16 protein-coding genes and 1 riboswitch are annotated in these 17,052 nt (G+C 63.4%); of the genes, 11 read left to right on the forward strand and 5 right to left on the reverse strand.

Going from position 1 to position 17,052, the window contains the following annotated elements; translation table 11 throughout:
* Nucleotides 1-18: 18 nt before the first annotated feature.
* Nucleotides 19-1,092, reverse strand: a complete 1,074-nt coding sequence (locus QRN42_RS03840; protein WP_284978167.1) for a DNA polymerase IV — start codon at nt 1,090-1,092, stop codon at nt 19-21.
* 49 nt (nt 1,093-1,141) lie between these two features.
* Here QRN42_RS03840 and QRN42_RS03845 point away from each other — a divergent pair, with 49 nt between their 5' ends.
* Nucleotides 1,142-1,768: a LysE family transporter gene (locus QRN42_RS03845; protein WP_284977358.1), complete on the forward strand. Its 627-nt coding sequence runs from the start codon at nt 1,142-1,144 to the stop codon at nt 1,766-1,768.
* Between the two features lies 1 nt (nt 1,769).
* Here the strand turns inward: QRN42_RS03845 and QRN42_RS03850 are convergent, their stop codons facing one another.
* A complete protein-coding gene (locus tag QRN42_RS03850; RefSeq protein ID WP_502869476.1) occupies nt 1,770-2,759 on the reverse strand; it encodes a LacI family DNA-binding transcriptional regulator in 990 nt (329 codons plus the stop codon).
* 240 nt (nt 2,760-2,999) lie between these two features.
* Here QRN42_RS03850 and uriH point away from each other — a divergent pair, with 240 nt between their 5' ends.
* From uriH to pabB, 5 genes are all read left to right on the forward strand, one after another.
* Nucleotides 3,000-4,013 (forward strand): uridine-preferring nucleoside hydrolase UriH, encoded by a 1,014-nt coding sequence (gene uriH / locus QRN42_RS03855; RefSeq protein ID WP_284978240.1) that lies wholly within the window; start codon nt 3,000-3,002, stop codon nt 4,011-4,013.
* Nucleotides 4,013-5,464, forward strand: coding sequence for a uridine transporter UriT (uriT, locus tag QRN42_RS03860; protein ID WP_284978169.1), 1,452 nt, complete (start codon nt 4,013-4,015; stop codon nt 5,462-5,464). The genes uriH and uriT overlap by 1 nt, the downstream gene beginning before the upstream one ends.
* Entirely contained in the window at nt 5,461-6,429 is a 969-nt protein-coding gene (locus QRN42_RS03865; protein ID WP_284978170.1) for a ribokinase, read from the forward strand. The genes uriT and QRN42_RS03865 overlap by 4 nt, the downstream gene beginning before the upstream one ends.
* Before the next feature lie 110 nt (nt 6,430-6,539).
* Nucleotides 6,540-7,112: a low molecular weight protein-tyrosine-phosphatase gene (locus tag QRN42_RS03870; protein ID WP_284978171.1), complete on the forward strand. Its 573-nt coding sequence runs from the start codon at nt 6,540-6,542 to the stop codon at nt 7,110-7,112.
* Nucleotides 7,109-9,145 carry an aminodeoxychorismate synthase component I gene (gene pabB, locus QRN42_RS03875; RefSeq protein WP_284978172.1) on the forward strand — a complete coding sequence of 679 codons (2,037 nt, stop codon included), beginning with the start codon at nt 7,109-7,111 and terminating at the stop codon, nt 9,143-9,145. The genes QRN42_RS03870 and pabB overlap by 4 nt, the downstream gene beginning before the upstream one ends.
* Before the next feature lie 80 nt (nt 9,146-9,225).
* Here the strand turns inward: pabB and cls are convergent, their stop codons facing one another.
* Nucleotides 9,226-10,701 (reverse strand): cardiolipin synthase, encoded by a 1,476-nt coding sequence (cls, locus tag QRN42_RS03880; protein WP_284978173.1) that lies wholly within the window; start codon nt 10,699-10,701, stop codon nt 9,226-9,228.
* An 86-nt stretch (nt 10,702-10,787) separates the two neighbouring features.
* Between cls and QRN42_RS03885 the strand changes: the two genes are divergently transcribed.
* On the forward strand, nt 10,788-11,729 hold the full coding sequence (locus QRN42_RS03885; RefSeq protein ID WP_284978174.1) for an aminodeoxychorismate lyase: 942 nt from the start codon (nt 10,788-10,790) through the stop codon (nt 11,727-11,729).
* Between the two features lie 35 nt (nt 11,730-11,764).
* Here QRN42_RS03885 and QRN42_RS03890 read toward each other — a convergent pair whose 3' ends face one another.
* Nucleotides 11,765-12,247, reverse strand: coding sequence for a carboxymuconolactone decarboxylase family protein (locus QRN42_RS03890; RefSeq protein ID WP_284978175.1), 483 nt, complete (start codon nt 12,245-12,247; stop codon nt 11,765-11,767).
* A 140-nt stretch (nt 12,248-12,387) separates the two neighbouring features.
* Nucleotides 12,388-12,499, forward strand: a riboswitch (SAM riboswitch).
* Between the two features lie 12 nt (nt 12,500-12,511).
* Here QRN42_RS03890 and QRN42_RS03895 point away from each other — a divergent pair.
* The 4 genes from QRN42_RS03895 to QRN42_RS03910 all read left to right on the forward strand — a co-directional run bounded on the left by QRN42_RS03895 (nt 12,512) and on the right by QRN42_RS03910 (nt 15,387).
* Nucleotides 12,512-12,778, forward strand: a complete 267-nt coding sequence (locus tag QRN42_RS03895) for a DUF1737 domain-containing protein (RefSeq protein WP_284978176.1) — start codon at nt 12,512-12,514, stop codon at nt 12,776-12,778.
* The gene (locus QRN42_RS03900; RefSeq protein WP_284977368.1) at nt 12,775-13,185 is read left to right on the forward strand and encodes a rhodanese-like domain-containing protein; all 411 of its coding nucleotides are present in this window, start codon (nt 12,775-12,777) and stop codon (nt 13,183-13,185) included. Before QRN42_RS03895 ends, QRN42_RS03900 begins: the two co-directional genes overlap by 4 nt.
* Entirely contained in the window at nt 13,186-14,394 is a 1,209-nt protein-coding gene (locus tag QRN42_RS03905; RefSeq protein ID WP_284978177.1) for an O-succinylhomoserine sulfhydrylase, read from the forward strand.
* 249 nt (nt 14,395-14,643) lie between these two features.
* The gene (locus QRN42_RS03910) at nt 14,644-15,387 is read left to right on the forward strand and encodes a DUF559 domain-containing protein (RefSeq protein WP_284978178.1); all 744 of its coding nucleotides are present in this window, start codon (nt 14,644-14,646) and stop codon (nt 15,385-15,387) included.
* 105 nt (nt 15,388-15,492) lie between these two features.
* On the opposite strand, the gene QRN42_RS03915 is transcribed toward QRN42_RS03910, so the two are convergent.
* Nucleotides 15,493-17,016, reverse strand: coding sequence for a UDP-N-acetylglucosamine 1-carboxyvinyltransferase (locus QRN42_RS03915; RefSeq protein WP_284978179.1), 1,524 nt, complete (start codon nt 17,014-17,016; stop codon nt 15,493-15,495).
* Nucleotides 17,017-17,052: the final 36 nt, after the last annotated feature.

Below are 17,052 nucleotides of genomic sequence, written 5' to 3' on the forward strand. Positions count from 1 at the left end.
TGAGCGTTGCGGTTACTGCTACCAGCCGCCGCGGGTCGGGGTGTGTCCCTTGCGTGCGTCCTCGGGCATGGACATCTCGGCCCGCAGCCCCAAAAGCCGAATGGGCCGCCCGGGCTCGATCGCAGAGCTGAGGTCAAGGGCGCGGGCCAGGACATCGTCCTGATCGAACGTCGCAGGGATCTTCCGGGCATGGGTCTTGGTAAGGAACGGGGCGTAGCGGACCTTGAGCGTCAGCCCGATCACCGGCCTGCCCTCGGCCATGACGTCCTTCAGGACCGACGCCGTCAACTCCTTCACGGCGTCTTCCACCTGCCCAGGCTCGGTCAGGTCATGCTGGAACGTGGTTTCCCGGCTGTGCCCACGGGCAACCCACGGGGTGTCATCCACAACATTTGTGCCGTCACCGCGTCCAAGTTCGGCGTACCACGGTCCCATTTTGGGGCCGAACTCCGGCACCAAGGCGAGGGGGTCGACGGCGGCCAGCTCGGCTACCGTGGTGATGCCGTGGCCGGCCAGCCTCTTGGAAATTCTGGAGCCGACGCCCCAAAGTTCAATGGTGGGTCTCTGCCCCATGACCTCGAGCCAGTTATCCCGGGTCAGGCGGAAGACCCCGGCCGGTTTTCCGAAGTTGGTGGCAACCTTTGCCCGGACCAAGGTGTCACCGATCCCCACGCTGCAATGCAAGCGGGTTTTTTCCAGCACCGCTGCCTGGATCTGCCGGGCATAAGCCTCGGGGTCCTCGGTCACAACGCCCACAAAAGCTTCGTCCCAGCCCAACGCCTGGACCGTGGCACCAGGCTGCTCACGCAGGGCCATCATGACATCTTCCGACGCCTCCAAATACGCCTCGTGGTCAACGGGCAGGATGACGGCGTCGGGAACTTTCCGGGCCGCGATGCGCAGCGGCATCCCTGAACCGACACCGAACGCCCTGGCTTCATAGGAAGCTGTGGACACCACTGCACGTTCCGTCGGGTCTCCCCTGCCACCGACAATGATTGGCTTTCCTGCCAGTTCAGGCCTCCGCAGCACCTCCACCGCGGCGATGAACTGGTCGAGATCTACATGCAGTACCCACGGGATTCCGCTCACGGCACCAGTCTGCCTTACCCGCTGGCCGGTGGCTCCGGCATAAGCTGGGATGGTGCAATTTTCTCTCTGGCTGGCCCTCGTCGGCGCCGGCGCCCTGATCAGTTTCACGCCCGGAGCCGGTGCCATCTTCACCATGAGCAACTCGCTCAACTCCGGGTTCCGCCGCTCCATTTTCGGCATACTCGGACAACAAGTGGCCCTGGTCATCCACATAGTCATCGTGGCTTTGGGCGTGGGCGTGCTGGTGTCCAACTCCCCGCTGATCTTCAACATCATCCGCTACGCCGGCGCGGCGTATCTGGTGTACCTGGGCATCCGGCAGTTCCTCCACAAGCCGGACCTCGACAAAGAGGAAGTCGCCAACAAGAAGAACGAGCCCGCGTTGTCCATGTTCCAACGCGGCATTTGGGTGAACCTGCTGAACCCGAAAGCGATTGTGTTCTTCCTGGCGTTCATGCCCCAGTTCATCCGCCCGGACCAGCCACTGGTTCAGCAATACGTGGTGCTCACGGCCACGGTCCTGGCCATCGACATCATGGTCATGTGGTTCTTCTTCGCCATGGCGGCGCGCTCATTCCAGCGCTTCACCCACGACCAGCACGGCCAGAAGGTCCTGAACCGCCTGTTCGGTTGCCTCTTCGTCCTGGTGGGAATCCTGCTCGCGGCCATCCACTAGGTCACGCACCAGGGGTACAGGTAGACCCCCGCACCACCAACGAGCTCTCCAACGTGACGTGGGGCTCTTCAAGTTCAAGCCCTTCCATGAGCCCCCGTAGTTGCTCCCCCGCTTTGCGGCCCAGCGGGGTCGCGGGCAGGTGGACGCTGGTCAGGCTTGGGTTACTGGTGGCCGAATACGGCAGGTCGTCGAAACCCGCCACCGCCAACTCTTCGGGAATGCGCACACCTTCCACGCGCGCTTCCTGCAGCACCCCGTAGGCGTGCGTGTCCGTGCCACATACGACGGCGGTCACCCCCTCACGCTTCCAGCCCTGCCACGCTTGGGCAAAGGCAGCGGCGGCAGCACCGACGTCGATCGCTGTGCTGATGACGTGGGCCGCATCAACTGCAAGCCCGCACGCTTGGGCCTCTTCCAGGAAGGCTTCCCGCCGCAGCGCGAAAGTGGCCGTGCCTGTGATTCCGTCAACGTAGGCGGCGCGCTTGTGGCCCGAGGACGCCAGGTGCCTGGCCAGCTCGCGGGCTCCTTGTGCGACGTCGAGGTTCACCGACGGCGCGTAGGAATCCAGCCCAGGGGCGTCCAGCAGCACCAGCGGGCCGGCGGCGTGCAGGTCCTCAAGGAACTCGGCGCTGGGGGCGCCCAGCAGCAACCCGGCCGGACGCAGTGCCAAAAGCTTCCGGACGTCATCCGCTTGGGGGGACTCCCCTGCGTCGGTCACTGACAGCAGCAGCTGGTACTGCGAGCCCAGGGATTCCCGGACTCCGCTAATGACATTGGCAAAGAACGGGTTGGACACGTCCGGCGTCACCAGGATGACGATGGAGCTCACGCCCTTGGCAAGGGAGCTGCCAATACCGTCCACCACGTAGCCCAGCTCTGTAATGGCCGTGCGGACCTTGGAGATGTTGTCCTCTGAGACCCGCCCTTGGGTTTTGCCGTTGGCCACCAAGGAAACGGTGGCAGTGGACACGCCGGCACGTGCAGCCACCATCGCCGCCGTCACGCGGGGCGCCCTGGCGTTGCGAAGGTCCACGGTATCCATGCATCGATCGTAGCCGGGTTCCCGGCACCAAGAACGGCACTGCGCATCAAGCGTTTGACGTGGACAAACGTTAAGCGTTTGACGTGCGCCCTGCGCGGGTGCCAGAATTCCTTCGAATGCTTGAAGTCCTCATCTGGCAATGACAAGCCAAGCCCCAATGACGTGGAGAGAAACGTGGAACCCAACACCATGACATCCGCACGCAAGAAGATCATTCTTGACTGCGACCCCGGCCATGACGATGCGGTGGCACTGCTGCTCGCGCACGGCAACCCGGACATCGAATTGCTCGCCGTGACAACCGTGGTGGGAAACCAGACCCTGGAAAAGGTAACCCGCAACGCCTTAACCGTGGGCACCATCGCCGGCATCACCGGCGTCCCGTTCGCCGCTGGCTGCGCCCGTCCCTTGGTCCGGACCATCGAAACCGCGCCCAGCATCCACGGCGACTCCGGCATGGACGGACCGGAACAGCCCGAGTCCGCCATCGAGCTGGACCCGCGCCACGCCGTCGACCTCATCATTGAAACCGTCATGGCGCATGAGCCGGGCACGGTCACACTGGTTCCCACAGCGGGCCTGACCAACATCGCGATGGCCGCCCGCAAGGAACCGCGCATTGTGGAACGGGTCAAGGAAGTGGTCCTCATGGGCGGCGGCTACCACGTGGGCAACTGGAGCGCCGTCGCTGAGTTCAACATCATCATCGATCCCGAGGCCGCCCACATCGTCTTCAACGAAAAGTGGCCCGTGGTGATGGTGGGCCTTGACCTCACCCATCAGGCACTGGCCACCGACGAGGTTGTGGACCGCATTGCAGCGATCGGCACCAAGCCTGCCAAGTTCGTCCTGGAGCTGATGGAATTCTTCAAGAAGACCTACAAGGACGCGCAGGGCTTCGACTTCCCGCCCGTCCACGATCCCTGTGCGGTGGCCTACGTGATCGACCCCACCGTGATGACCACCCGCAAGGTCCCCGTTGACATCGAGCTCCAGGGCAAACTCACCCTCGGCATGACCGTGGCCGATTTTCGCGCACCCGCGCCGGAGGACTGCCACACCTCGGTTGCCGTGGACCTGGACCACACGAAGTTCTGGGACCTTGTCACCGACGCAATCGCCAGGATTGGCGAACCAACGCTCGACGGCGGCGCTGACGCCGGCTCTGTCGCAGAATCCGTCCTCACAGGAGAGGCCAACTAATGTCCACGCTCGTCACCGAAACCAAATCTTCGCGCAGCAACGTCACCGCACTCATGGTTGCCCTGCTGGCAGCCTGTGTCGCGTTCCAGCTCAACGCCTCCATGCTCAGCCCGGCCTTGGTCACCATGGGCAACGAACTCCACACGGACCAAGCCACCATTGGCCTGTCGCAGACATGGTTCTTCACTGCCGCAGCTCTCTTCTCCCTCTTCCTCCCCCGGCTCAGCGACATTGTTGGCCGCAAGAAAATCCTCGTCGGCATGATGATCCTTATGGCCGTTGGATCGGTCATCGCAGCCCTTGCCCCGGATGTCACGTGGCTCTTCGTGGGCCGCATCATCCAAGGCGTCAGTGGCCCTACGGTTCCGCTGTGCCTGATCATGCTGCGCTCGTCGGTGACCAACCCCCGCAAATACGGCACTTTGATGGGCCTCATCACAGCGGTCAACGGTGGAGTGGCCGGTGTGGACTCCTTCGTCGGTGGCTACTTCGCCGAGAACTTCGGCTTCCGCAGCATCTTCTGGCTCATGGTCGTCCTGGCCGTCGTGGCTACCGCCCTGGTTGCCCTGTTGGCCGGCGAAAGCAAGCCCGCGGCAGGAACGTCCATGGACTGGCTGGGCGTGTTCTGCATCGTCATCGCCGTAGGTGCGTTGTTGACGGCGTTGAATGAGGGCTCCAAGCTGGCCACCGCGTTCGACGCCGGAACATTGACCCTCGCTATCGGCCTGACCGTGATTGCCGCCGTCGCCTTCTTCGCTTTCTGGACGGTCGAAAAGCGCGCCAAGCAGCCCATGGTGGAGACGGTCCATCTGCGCCAACGCGCAACCTGGGCGCCGTTGTTGACCACCACCTTGACCATGACCGGCATCTTCGCGGTCATCAACGGCATCGTCCCTGCCTATGTGCAGGCGGCGAATCCCGGCTTCGGTGTTGGCCCCACCGAAATGTCGCTGATGATCCTCACCCCGTATGCGCTCCTCGGCTGGGTGTTCGGACCGATCAGTGGCCGGCTGGCTCCCGTCCTTGGCTACACCAAGGTGTTGCGGATCGGCATGCTGGGCAGCTTGGTGGCACTGGCCGTCATCGCGTTCTTCGGCCTCAACAGCCTGCCCATGATGATCGTGGGGACTGCGTTGCTGGGAATCATGTATGCCGGCACAGTCAACATCATGCTCAACGGCCTTGGCGTGGTCCTCTCCCCGAAAGGCAACCCGGGATTCCTGCCCGGAATGAACGCCGGCGCCTTCAACCTGGGCGCAGGGCTCAGCTTCCTGGTCCTGCCTGCTGTCCTGGTGGCCACGTCCTCCATGGGTGATCCCAAAGCGTCCTACCTGACGGTTGTGGTGGTGGGCCTTGTCATCACCGTCGCTGCACTGGCAGCGTCCTTGCTCATCCCCAAGCCTGTGGAAGCCGAGGTCACGGACTCCTCGACCACAGAGGTGAGCGCATGAGCGCCGAAACGGGCGCGCCCAAGGCGGGCGTTGTCGTCGTCGGCTCCCTCAACGCGGACCTCACCATCTACTGCGAGCGCCTCCCGCAACCGGGCGAGACCATCCACGGAAGCGGCTTCGCAGTGAACCCCGGCGGCAAGAGCGCTAACCAGGCCGTCGCTGCCAGCAAGCTCGGTGCCCGGGTCAGCCTGATCGGCGCCGTGGGCGATGACCCTAACGGCACCATGCTGCTGGAATCAACGGCGGGCTCCGGCGTCGACGTCTCCCGCGTCCAGCGCGCCGACGCTGCCACCGGCGTCGCCGTCATCTCGGTGGACGCGAGCGGAGAGAACAGCATCATCATCTCTGCCGGCGCCAACGGGACCCTGGCGCCGTCCGACGTGGAGGCCGCGTCTGGGGCTTTCGCCGACTCCGCCGTGGTGTGCCTCTGCTTGGAGGTGGGGATCGATACCGTGATCGCCGCCGCCCAGGCAGGGCACGACGCCGGAGCCACCGTCCTGCTCAACCTCTCGCCGTACGCTGAGGTGCCCCCGGTCCTGGCCGAGCTAACCGACGTGCTGCTGGTCAACGCGCATGAGGCCTCGCTGTTCCTGGGATCCGAAGCAAGCATTCCCGGTCCCGGGTCCGGCGCTGAGGCATGGGAAGTGGTTCAGCGCCGTTTTGCCGACCGCGGGCTACACCGCGTGCTGGTGACACTCGGCGATCAGGGTTCGATGGTGCTCGACGCCCTGGCTGAAGCCGGAGGCCGAATCACCCGCATCGCACCGACCCCAGTGTCCGCAGTGGACACCACGGGTGCCGGCGACGCCTTTACCGGCGCGGTCGCCGCGCGACTGGCGGCCGGTGAGTCGTTGGCGGATGCGGCGGCGTTTGCCTCCGTGGCCGCGGCATTGGCCGCCACCAAAAAGGGCACGCAGGCGGCGTATCCCAGCACCGCCGACGTCGAAGAGCTGCTGGGCGCCTAGCCCCGGCGCTCCGGCGCGTGACAATCTTGACAAGAAATTTGACAAGATCATGGCGAGGTTGTGAAGTGGCCCCCTAGCCAAGAGGGGGTGCCGTCCACCATGCTTGCTGAATGTACTCAACGCCGAGCCCATACCGCATCATTACGGTCTGCACAGGAAACATCTGCCGCTCGCCCATGGCAGCGCTCATGCTGACTGAAGCTTTTGACGCGGAAGGGCTCAGCGAGCTTGTAGTGGTGGACTCCGCAGGGACCACCGGATACGAGGTGGGGCACCCCATTGACCCCCGTGCGGCGCGGGTCCTGACAGCCCATAACATCCCGTCAGAGGACCACACAGCGCGGAAATGGCGGCAGGAATGGTTCACCGAAAGGGACCTGATCCTGGCGCTGGACGTGGACCATTTCGGCTGGCTCCAACAGGGGGCGCCGGGCCCCGAATCGTTGAATAAGGTGCGGATGCTGAGGAGCTTCGATCCGGCCATGGCCAGCCGCAGCTCACTCGACCTCGGCATCGAGGATCCTTGGTATGGCGGGCACACAGACTTCGACACCACATGGAAGCTCATCCATGCGGCTGTCCCGGGCATTGTGGAGCATGTGAAAGCTGCACTTGGCCCGTCCGCTGCACAGGAGACAGCCCGACGGGGCGGGGAACCTCAGCAGGTAACCTCTATGTCATGACCCCAAAACCTGTGATCATTGCTGTGGACGGGCGGTCCGGCGCAGGGAAGACCACGTTGGCCGTTGAATTGGCGGCCCGGTTGAGGGAGCACCATAAGGTCTCGCTGTTCCATCTGGAGGACATTTATCCCGGCTGGAACGGCCTCGCCGCCGGGATCGACCGGTACGTCGCCACCGTCCTCGCACCGCTGAGCCAAGGACTGGCAGCCGAGTGGACCAGTTGGGATTGGGAAAGACATTACGACGGCGCAACGAACGTCACGCTTCCCGCTGAGGTGGTGATCGTGGAGGGTGTCGGCGCGGCCGCCCACTCCGCGCGTCCCCTGCTGGATGCCGTGGTGTGGGTCGAATCCCCGGGCGAGGACCGTCGTCGTCGGGCTCTCTCGCGCGACGGGAGCACCTACGAACCGCACTGGGACGGCTGGGCTGCCCAGGAAGAGGAGTGGCTGCGATCCGATGCTGTGATCGATGCCGCAGACGTCCGCGTGGAGAACCCCGCGGACGGGAGCGCCCCGGCCGACGTGCTGCGGGCCTTGATGTACCTGCCGTCCATGGCCGCGATTATCTCGCCCGAGCTCGGTGCGCGGGACGGGCTGCAGCTCCGAGCCGAGCGGATCGCCGCGGCCCCGGACGCTGCATTGCTGTTCGAGGCCCTCTACGGCCGCTCCACCAACGCCGTCTGGCTCGATTCCTCCAACGCATCGGCCCTGCCTGAGTCCCCGCAAGCGGCCGCCCGGAGCCGGTTCAGTATCCTCGCGGACGACGCCGGGACGTTTGGACAGTCGGTCCTCCACCGCGCGGGCGCTACGCAAGTGACAGCGGGCTCCGCAACGGTCAGGACCACCGGCCCCTTTTTCCGGTGGCTCGATTCCGTGTGGGGGCGCCAGGCCGTGCGGGCACCCCGGGGTTACGACGGGCAGTTCACGCTCGGCTGGCTCGGCTATCTGGGCTACGAACTCAAACGGGAAACCGGCGGCAATGACGTGTCCTCGCCAACTCCGGACGCGGCCCTCCTTTTCGCCGGTCGGGCTGTTGTGGTGGACCACCGCGAACGGACGGTGTGGTTGCTCGCCTTGGACGCTCCCGACGCCGATGCCTGGCTACGTGAGGCGCGCACCGCCGTCGAGGTTGCTGCTGGCGCTGGTGGGGATGCCGCCGTCGAGCGTTCCCAGCGCACGGTGCCCGAGTTCGTCAGCCGGGACTCCGCCACGGACTACAAACGCAAAATCGCAGCGGCGCAGCACCGTATCAGCGAGGGCGACACGTATGAAGTTTGCCTGACCACTACCCTGGAGGCGCCCGCCGGGGGCCTCGATTCCTGGCAAAGCTACCTGGACCTTCGACGTCGGAACCCGGCCCCGTTTGGCAGTTACCTTCGGTTCGGTGAATTGGCGGTCGCCAGCACCTCACCCGAGCGTTTCCTCCGCATCCATTCCGACGGCGGCATGCGCGCCGAACCAATCAAGGGCACCCGCGGCCGGTCAGCCGACACCGCAGAGGACGCCACGCTGAAGCACCAACTGGAAACGTCGTTAAAGGACCGCGCTGAAAACATCATGATCGTGGACTTGCTGCGCAACGATCTTAGCCACTTCGCAGTGCCCGGTTCAGTGTCCGTGAGCCGGCTTTGTGCGATCGAAACCTACGCCACAGTCCACCAGATGGTGAGCACCGTGGACGCGCATCTGCGGCCGGGAGCCCCGCGGGCAGAGGCCGTGGCGGCGGCCTTTCCCGCAGGCTCCATGACCGGTGCCCCGAAGATCAGCACCATGGACATCCTGGACGGACTTGAGGACGGTCCCCGCGGCATCTACTCAGGAGCGATCGGCTACTTTTCGTTGAACGCCGCCACTGATCTGGCCGTCGTGATCCGGACTTTGGTCATCAACCCCGACGGCGACGGCGGCCGAACGCTGAGCCTCGGGGTCGGTGGGGCAATAACAGCCGATTCGACGGCCGACGACGAGTACGAAGAGATCCGGACCAAGGCCTTCGGTGTTCTCTCGACCCTGGGAGCCGTTTTCCCGGATTGAGCATTGCGGCTCGAGCCGGGCTTCCTGTGCGGTGCTGCCTGTGCCGTGCTGCCAGGGCTGCGCCGCCCGCGAGGCGCTGCCTACTGGAGTGTCGCGGTCAATCGCGCCACGTTATCCACATACTTGGCCAAGGGGGGCCGGTCCATCCAGTCATCCAGCATAAGCTCACGGGACACCTCCCGGTACGTGGACTCCACTGACCGCATGAGGTTCACGGTCTCGGCGCCCAACAGCATCACCGAGACCTCCATGTTCAAGGAGAAGGAGCGCATATCCATGTTGCTGGAACCCAGGACAGCCACTTCGTCGTCGATGGTGAAGTGCTTGGCGTGGAGGACGTACGGTGCCCGGTACAAGTAGATGCGGACGCCGGCTTCAAGCAAGGCCTCGTAGTAAGAGCGCTGGGCGTGGTGGACCAGGAATTGGTCGCCCTTTTCGGAGACGAAGAGTTCCACGTCCACGCCGCGCTGGGCTGCGGTAGTGATGGCATACAGCAGGGAATCATCCGGGACAAAGTACGGGCTGCAGATGGAAATCCTATGCTGCGCGGAATAGATCAATGTGTTGAACAGTCGCAGGTTGTTTTCCGTGGCGAACCCCGGGCCGCTGGGAACCACTTGGGCCGTGACGTTCCCGGGCGGTGGTGGTTGCGTGGGCAGGCGCAATTGGTCTTCCAGGGACTCGTCGGTTTCGCTCAGCCAGTCGGTGGCGAAGACAACGTTGAGGGTGGACACGATTGGGCCCTCGAGACGGGACATGAGCTCAACCCATTTGCGGCCAACCTTCCGGTGCTTCGGGTTGTTATAGGAGGGCTCGATAAGGTTTTGCGATCCTGTGAAGGCAATCTCGCCATCGATCACCATGATCTTGCGGTGGTTCCGCAAGTCGGGCCTGCGCCATTGGCCGTGGATGGGCAGAAGCGGGAGCATCCTTTTCCACTGCACCTGGCTTGCCCTGAGCCGCCGGATCAAGCGGCGGTAACCCTTGATGCGGAGTGTTCCGATGTGGTCGAAGAGGAGCCTGACGGTCACTCCCCTGTCCGCCGCTTTTTCCAATTCCGTCAGGAGATCGGTGGTCAGGAAGTCGCTGCTCATGATGTAGAACTCGGCGTTGACGTAGTTCTTGGCGCCCTTGATGGCCTCCGTCATGGCTTTGATGGATTCCTCGTAGCCTGGAATGAGTTCCACCTTGTTGCCGTCAACCATGGGCAACGAGCCGAGCCTCCGGTTCAGCTCCCCTGCCGATGTCACCCATTCGGGGCCCGCGTACTCACTCCCGGCTTCGGCCAGCCCATCCGTGACGGCCCGGACCCGGCGGTTGACATCCTCCTGCTGTTGACGCCTGCGCTTGGACAGCCGGAAGTTTCCGAAGAGGAGGAACAGGATAAAGCCCACTGAGGGCACCAAAAAGACCGTCAACAACCATGCCATAGCGGTGGTCGGGCGGCGGTTGCCGGGGATGACCCCCAAAAGCACGATGCGGAGTCCGACTTCCACGATGGCCCACACGGTGAGCAGCCAAGTCCACTCCTGGCCGAACGGAAAAGGAAACAGCACGCGACAACCCCTACGATCCATGAACAACGGTGACCACAGCCTATCCGGCCAAGGCGCTCCCTGAGGCCCAGCACTAAGCTGGGACCATGACTTCCCCTGCACCGACAGTCCTCGTTTTCCTGGACCCCGCCGTCGAAAATGGCCGCATTGCTGATTCGAGCCAGCCGCAACTCATGGCAACGGACCTTGGAGCCACCCGTGGTGATGGTGTGTTCGAATCGCTGCTTGCCGTCCAAGGCCGGCCCCGCAAGGTACAGGCACACCTGAATCGGCTGGTAAGTTCTGCTGCTGCCCTGGACTTGGAACTGCCTGGGCAGGATGCGTGGCGCAAAGCCATTTCCACCGCCATCAATGAATTCCGCCAGTCGCATCCGGCCCCTACCCCGGAGGAGGACGAAGTCGTCGTCAAGCTGCTCGTGACCCGCGGCGTCGAGGGTGCCTCGAGCCCCACCTGCTGGGTGCAGGCTTCACCCTCCCCTGCGGGTAGTCGCCGGCAACGCGAGACGGGAATCGACGTCGTACTTTTGGACCGTGGCTTCGACACGGAAGCCGGCGAGCGCGCACCGTGGCTGTTGCTTGGGGCCAAGACCCTGTCCTATGCCGTGAACATGGCGGCGCTTCGGTATGCGCACAAGCAGGGCGCGGACGACGCGATTTTCACGTCCACCGACGGCCGCGTTTTGGAGGGCCCCACGTCCACGGTCCTTTTGGCGCACTTGGAGACAGTGGACGACGGCGAAGGTTCAGCCAGGACTGTTCGGCGCCTGATCACTCCCCAGCTGGACAGCGGCATTCTCCCCGGAACCTCGCAGGGGGCGCTCTTTGCAGCGGCCAAGGCGGCTGGTTGGGAACTGGGTTATGGTCCGTTGGAACCGCAGGACCTGTTCGACGCCGATGCCGTCTGGCTCATTTCGAGCATCCGGCTGATCGCGCCCGTGAACCACATCAATGGCAAAGAGGTGGGCGCTCCCGATGTGCGGAAACAACTCACTGCGGAACTGAATGAGTTGTTTGCCGGGATCGAGTAAATTCCCGACCTCAAACCGGACCACGACGCGGCGCGCTATTTCTTGCTTGCCCGCACTGGGTGCTCACTGAGAATGGACAGCCGATTGAACGCGTTGATTCCGATCGCCGCCATGCAGATAACGCTGATCTGCTCGTCCGTGTAGTGCTGCCGCGCTCGCTCGAACAACTCGGCGCTGGGCCGGGACGAGCTCATGCGGGTGATCTGCTCGGCGATTTCCATCGCCACCACTTCCGCTGCTTCGAATAACTGCGCCTCCTTGTAGACGGCAACCAGGGAGAGCCGCTGTTCCGTCTCACCAAGTTTCAAGGCCCGGCGGTGATGGAGGTCCAAACAGAAAGCGCACCCGTTGATCTGGGAGGAGAGGTAGTTGATGAGTTCCAGGGTCAGGCGTGGGAGCCCCTGCCGGTCGGCTTCCTCAACGAGCTGCTGGGAATAGTGGCTGAGCGTGGCGTAGAGGTCCGGCTGCTGCTTGTCCAAATATCCGGCGAGCCGGGGTTTTCCTTCTTGTTCGGGCATGGTTGGAGCCTAGCGCAACGCCGTCGAACCCTGCGGGACGTAAGAAAACGACGCTTGGGCAGGCTCCGATTACGCAACATGACGGCTGCTTCAGGCCCTCCGAGTGCGCCGGTGTCCTCGCGGATGTTACGTTTTTCCAGAGTAATGAGCACCAGCGCCAAGCCCTGACTTGCTGGTCGGCAACCCTCTCTCCGGCGGGGTGCCTCAGGTGACTACTCGGCGTATCGACAATTCGAACTGCAAGCGTGATCGAGGAGAAGCACCATGCCTGAACCCACCGAAGAAAAACTTGCCTACCGGCTGGTGACCGGCCCGGACACCCGTGAATTCTGTGAACGGATTTCCGCTGCGCTGGCCGAGGGATACGTGCTCCACGGAAGCCCGGCTGCCACGTTCAACGGGGAAAGCGTCATCGTCGCCCAAGCCGTGGTGCTCCCTGCCGCCATTGCGACTGCGGACGCCGCCGTCGCCAATGCCGTGGACCAGTTGGAGAATGATGACGACGAAGAAGCGTTCGAGGGCCACGCATGAGCTACGCAGGTGACCTGACTCCTGAAGACGCGTGGGCCAAGCTCCAGGAAGGCGCCATACTGGTGGACGTCCGCACCGAGGGCGAGTGGGCACACATCGGCATCCCGGACACCAAAGCCACGGAAAACGATCCCCTGTTCATCCAGTGGAACTTCGCTGGCGGCATCCCGAACCCGGGCTTCCTCGAAGAACTCCAGCAGCAAGCGCCCGAGGGCGACGGCGTGGAACTGGTCTTCCTTTGCCGCAGCGGACATCGCTCCGTCTCCGCGGCCATCGCCGCTACGCAGGCCGGCTTCACTGCCTACAACGTTCTTGAAGGCTTCGAAGGCGTGCCGGATCGCTACGGCGAGCGGACCGTCAACGGCTGGAAAAACCGTGGGCTGCCGACGAATTTGGGGAACGACTAAGTGACTTTCAATCCCGATACCGCCAACTGGAGCCCGGACACCCAGGCAGTGCGCGGCGGCCTCGACCGTACCAACTTCCAAGAGACCTCCGAGGCCCTTTTCCTGAACTCGGGCTTCGTCTACGAGTCAGCTGCCGCTGCCGAACGCGCCTTTACGGGCGAGGACCAACGCTTCGTCTACTCGCGCTACGGAAACCCGTCCGTGGCCACGTTCCAAGAGCGGCTCCGTGTGCTTGAAGGCACCGAAGCATGCTTTGCGACGGCGTCGGGTATGTCCGCTGTCTTCACCGCCTTGGGTGCCTTGCTGGCCGCCGGCGACCGCGTGGTTGCCGCCCGCTCACTCTTCGGCTCGTGCTTCGTGATCCTCAACGAGATCCTGCCTCGTTGGGGCGTGGAGACAGTGTTTGTCGACGGTCCAGACCTTGACCAGTGGAAGGCTGCCCTCTCCGAACCCACCACCGCGGTCTTCTTCGAATCGCCGTCGAACCCCATGCAGGAGATCGTCGACATCGCCGCGGTCAGCGAGCTGGCGCATGCCGCAGGCGCGACGGTCGTCGTCGACAATGTCTTTGCTACTCCCCTGCTCCAACGCTGCGGAGAGCTGGGTGCGGACGTGATCGTCTACTCGGGGACCAAGCATATAGACGGTCAGGGCCGCGTCATGGGCGGGGCGATCCTCGGCACCACGGAGTTCATCGACGGGCCCGTCAAGCAACTCATGCGCCACACTGGCCCCTCGCTGTCCTCGTTCAACGCCTGGGTACTGACAAAGGGCCTTGAAACCATGGGCCTTCGGGTCAATCACAGTTCGGCGTCCGCATTGAAGATTGCCGAGTGGTTGGAGGAGCAGCCCGCGATCAGCTGGGTCAAGTACCCACTGCTGAAATCCCACCCACAGTACGAGCTCGCCGCGCAGCAGATGAAGGCCGGCGGTACTGTGCTGACGTTTGAGCTGTCCCCATCGGCCGGCCGGTCAGCGAAAGAAGCGGCCTTTGCGCTCTTGGACGGGCTGAGCATCATCGACATTTCCAATAATTTGGGCGATTCCAAGTCGCTGATAACTCATCCAGCTACTACCACCCACCGGGCCATGGGGCCTGAGGGCCGGGCCGCGATCGGGCTTTCGGATGGCGTGGTGCGCTTGTCTGTAGGGCTCGAAGACGTCGGCGACCTCATCCTCGATTTGGAGAAGGCCCTCAAACAGGTCTGACGGACCTCGGTTTTGCTGGATCATCACCGCCCGGCTTGGAGCCGAAGCCGCGCATCGCTGGATTCGAGCCCCTGCACGTCGGGATGATCCAGCAAAAAAGTTGTGGGCGGTTTCCACATACACGAAGCATCCCGGGACACCAGCAACCCGGTGGTGGCTAGCTGGCTGTATGGAGGCGTACGAGTTCTTGGTTTCGGTCGGCGGAGTAGCCAGAGTTGGCCTACTCCGCAAGCATGGCTTTACCCTGCCATGGTGCGGAGAATACCGCACGCCTACCAGCCCAGACAGGGCATTTGGGCACTCCCATCCGCCGATCGCGAGTACCTGGCCGCCCTTGTCAACAACGGATACCTGACATGCGCCTCCGCGGCCGTCCGTTACGGGCTGTGGCTGAGGGCCCAGCCGGTACAGATGCACCTGGCAACGCGACATCACAGGGGACATGGATTCGTTCGGCATTCCGGTCTGCGGGTGGGCTCAGAAGGGAACGTGCCTGTGGCGTCCTTGGAAGACACGGTGGTGCACGCGTTAACCTGCCTCCCCGATGGTGATGCCATAGCCGTCGCCCAATCGGCCATGCGATTGCGCGGAGTGCCACGGGAAGTCATTGCAGGCGAGCTGCGGGCCAACTACTTTGGATCCGCACGGAAACTACTCCGCATGGCTGACGGATTGTCCGAGTCCGTTCCGGAAATCAGCGCACGGTTGCTGTTCGAGGCGGAGGGACTATCCTTCCAGCGCCAGGTTCAGATCGCTGGTGTGGGCCGCGTGGACATCCTGATCGACGGATGGCTGATCGTCGAGGTCAATGGCTTTCAGTTTCACAGCTCCAGGTCAGCCTGGCGGAAGGACATGGGCAGGCTGAATGCTGCGCAAGCCCGGGGGTTTCTTGTGCTGAGCTTCGCACCTGAGCAGTTGTGGAACTCTCCCCAGGACGTCATGACCCAGGTTCGCGGGGTTTTGGAGCGGGGCAGACCACTGTGGCGAGCCTGACCTGCGTCGGTTTTGCCGGATCACCGCCGAACGGCACGGACCGAGGCCCGTCAACGCGGGATTCGAGCCCCCGCACGTCGGGATGATCCAGCAAAACCGTCCAGCTCAGTCCTGGAAGTACTCGATTTTGGCACCGATGGTGTTCAAACGCTCGGCCAAGTCCTCGTACCCGCGCTCGATCACGTAGATGTTGCGCAACTCGGACGTGCCACGGGCCGCCAGCATCGCCAGCAACAAGCACGCTGCTGGACGCAGCGCCGGCGGGCAGCCGATTTCGGCGGCACGCCACTTGGTGGGCCCATTGACGTAGATCCGGTGCGGATCCAACAGCTGCACCTGGGCGCCGAGCTTGTTGAGCTCCGTGAGGTATATGGCCCTGTTCTCGTAGACCCAGTCATGGATCATGGTCTGTCCCTCGGCGTTACCGGCGATGACAGCGAAGAACGGGAGGTTGTCGATGTTCAGCCCGGGGAAAGGCATGGGATGGATCTTGTCCTGCAAGGCATGGAGCTCCGAGGGCCTGGTGGTGACGTCCACCAAGCGGGTCCGGCCATTGCGCGCCATGTACTCACCGGAGACCTCAAGCTTCTGGCCCATTTGTTCGAGGGTGGCAAGCTCAATCTCCATGAACTCGATGGGCACCCTGCGGATAGTGACCTCTGAGTTGGTAACGATTCCCGCGGTGATGAGGCTCATTGCCTCGATGGGGTCTTCCGAAGGGTAGTACTCGATATCCACGTCGATCGCGGACCGCCCGGTGATCTTCAAGGTAGTGGTGCCCACGCCTTGAATGTCCACGCCGAGGCCCTGGAGGTAGAAGCACAAATCCTGGACCATGTAGTTGGGGCTGGCGTTGCGGATCACCGTCACACCCTCGCGGTGCGCGGCGGCCATGATGGCATTCTCGGTGACTGTGTCACCACGCTCAGTGAGGACGAACGACCGGTGAAGATCATCAGCAGGGGGAGCAGCAATTGAGTAGAACCCCGACTTTGCCTCCACTGTGAGCCCGAACTCGCGCAATGCCTGCATGTGGGGTTCCACCGTCCGGGTGCCCAGATCACATCCACCTGCATAGGGCAGCTGGTATTCGCTGCTCTCATCCAGCAAGGGGCCCAGGAGCATGATGACGCTCCGGGTGCGGCGGGCCGCATCCACGTCCATGGATCCCAAGTCCAGCATCTCAGGCCTGCGGATGCGCAGGTCGCTTCCATTGAGCCACGTGCATTCAACACCTATGGACGTCAGGACCTCGACGATCCGGTTGACTTCCTCAATGCGTGCCAGGCGGCGCAGGGTTGTGGTGCCGCGGTTGATCAAGCTGGCACACAACAGCGCGACGCCGGCATTCTTGCTGCTGTTGACATCGACTTCGCCGGAGAGAGTGCGGCCACCTTCCACGCGAAGATGTGTCATCTGCGGACGTCCCACTTTGACGATCGAGCGCCCGAAGATCGCTTCGAGCCGCTCGATCATGCGGAGACTAAGATTTTGCTTGCCTTGTTCCATCCGGGCGATCGCGCTCTGGCTGGTTCCAAGCTCGGCGGCCAGCTGCCCTTGGGTCCAGCCTTTTTCGCTGCGGGCGTTGCGGAGCAGGAGGCCCACGTGTTCAGCGGTAGGTTGAGTCATATCCAAGAAATATCACAGATGAGCTATAACTACCCA

The sequence above is a fragment of the Arthrobacter sp. fls2-241-R2A-200 genome, from assembly GCF_030209745.1.
GTDB lineage: Bacteria > Actinomycetota > Actinomycetes > Actinomycetales > Micrococcaceae > Arthrobacter.

What these genes read in the sequence shown, in the direction of transcription:
- QRN42_RS03845 (WP_284977358.1), top strand. Translation starts at nt 1,142, where the DNA reads ATGGTGCAATTTTCTCTCTGGCTGGCCCTCGTCGGCGCCGGCGCCCTG.
- QRN42_RS03850 (WP_502869476.1), bottom strand. Translation starts at nt 2,759, where the DNA reads ATGGTGGCTGCACGTGCCGGCGTGTCCACTGCCACCGTTTCCTTGGTG.
- uriH (WP_284978240.1), top strand. Translation starts at nt 3,000, where the DNA reads ATGACATCCGCACGCAAGAAGATCATTCTTGACTGCGACCCCGGCCAT.
- uriT (WP_284978169.1), top strand. Translation starts at nt 4,013, where the DNA reads ATGTCCACGCTCGTCACCGAAACCAAATCTTCGCGCAGCAACGTCACC.
- QRN42_RS03865 (WP_284978170.1), top strand. Translation starts at nt 5,461, where the DNA reads ATGAGCGCCGAAACGGGCGCGCCCAAGGCGGGCGTTGTCGTCGTCGGC.
- QRN42_RS03870 (WP_284978171.1), top strand. Translation starts at nt 6,540, where the DNA reads ATGTACTCAACGCCGAGCCCATACCGCATCATTACGGTCTGCACAGGA.
- pabB (WP_284978172.1), top strand. Translation starts at nt 7,109, where the DNA reads ATGACCCCAAAACCTGTGATCATTGCTGTGGACGGGCGGTCCGGCGCA.
- QRN42_RS03885 (WP_284978174.1), top strand. Translation starts at nt 10,788, where the DNA reads ATGACTTCCCCTGCACCGACAGTCCTCGTTTTCCTGGACCCCGCCGTC.
- QRN42_RS03890 (WP_284978175.1), bottom strand. Translation starts at nt 12,247, where the DNA reads ATGCCCGAACAAGAAGGAAAACCCCGGCTCGCCGGATATTTGGACAAG.
- QRN42_RS03895 (WP_284978176.1), top strand. Translation starts at nt 12,512, where the DNA reads ATGCCTGAACCCACCGAAGAAAAACTTGCCTACCGGCTGGTGACCGGC.
- QRN42_RS03900 (WP_284977368.1), top strand. Translation starts at nt 12,775, where the DNA reads ATGAGCTACGCAGGTGACCTGACTCCTGAAGACGCGTGGGCCAAGCTC.
- QRN42_RS03910 (WP_284978178.1), top strand. Translation starts at nt 14,644, where the DNA reads ATGGTGCGGAGAATACCGCACGCCTACCAGCCCAGACAGGGCATTTGG.
- QRN42_RS03915 (WP_284978179.1), bottom strand. Translation starts at nt 17,016, where the DNA reads ATGACTCAACCTACCGCTGAACACGTGGGCCTCCTGCTCCGCAACGCC.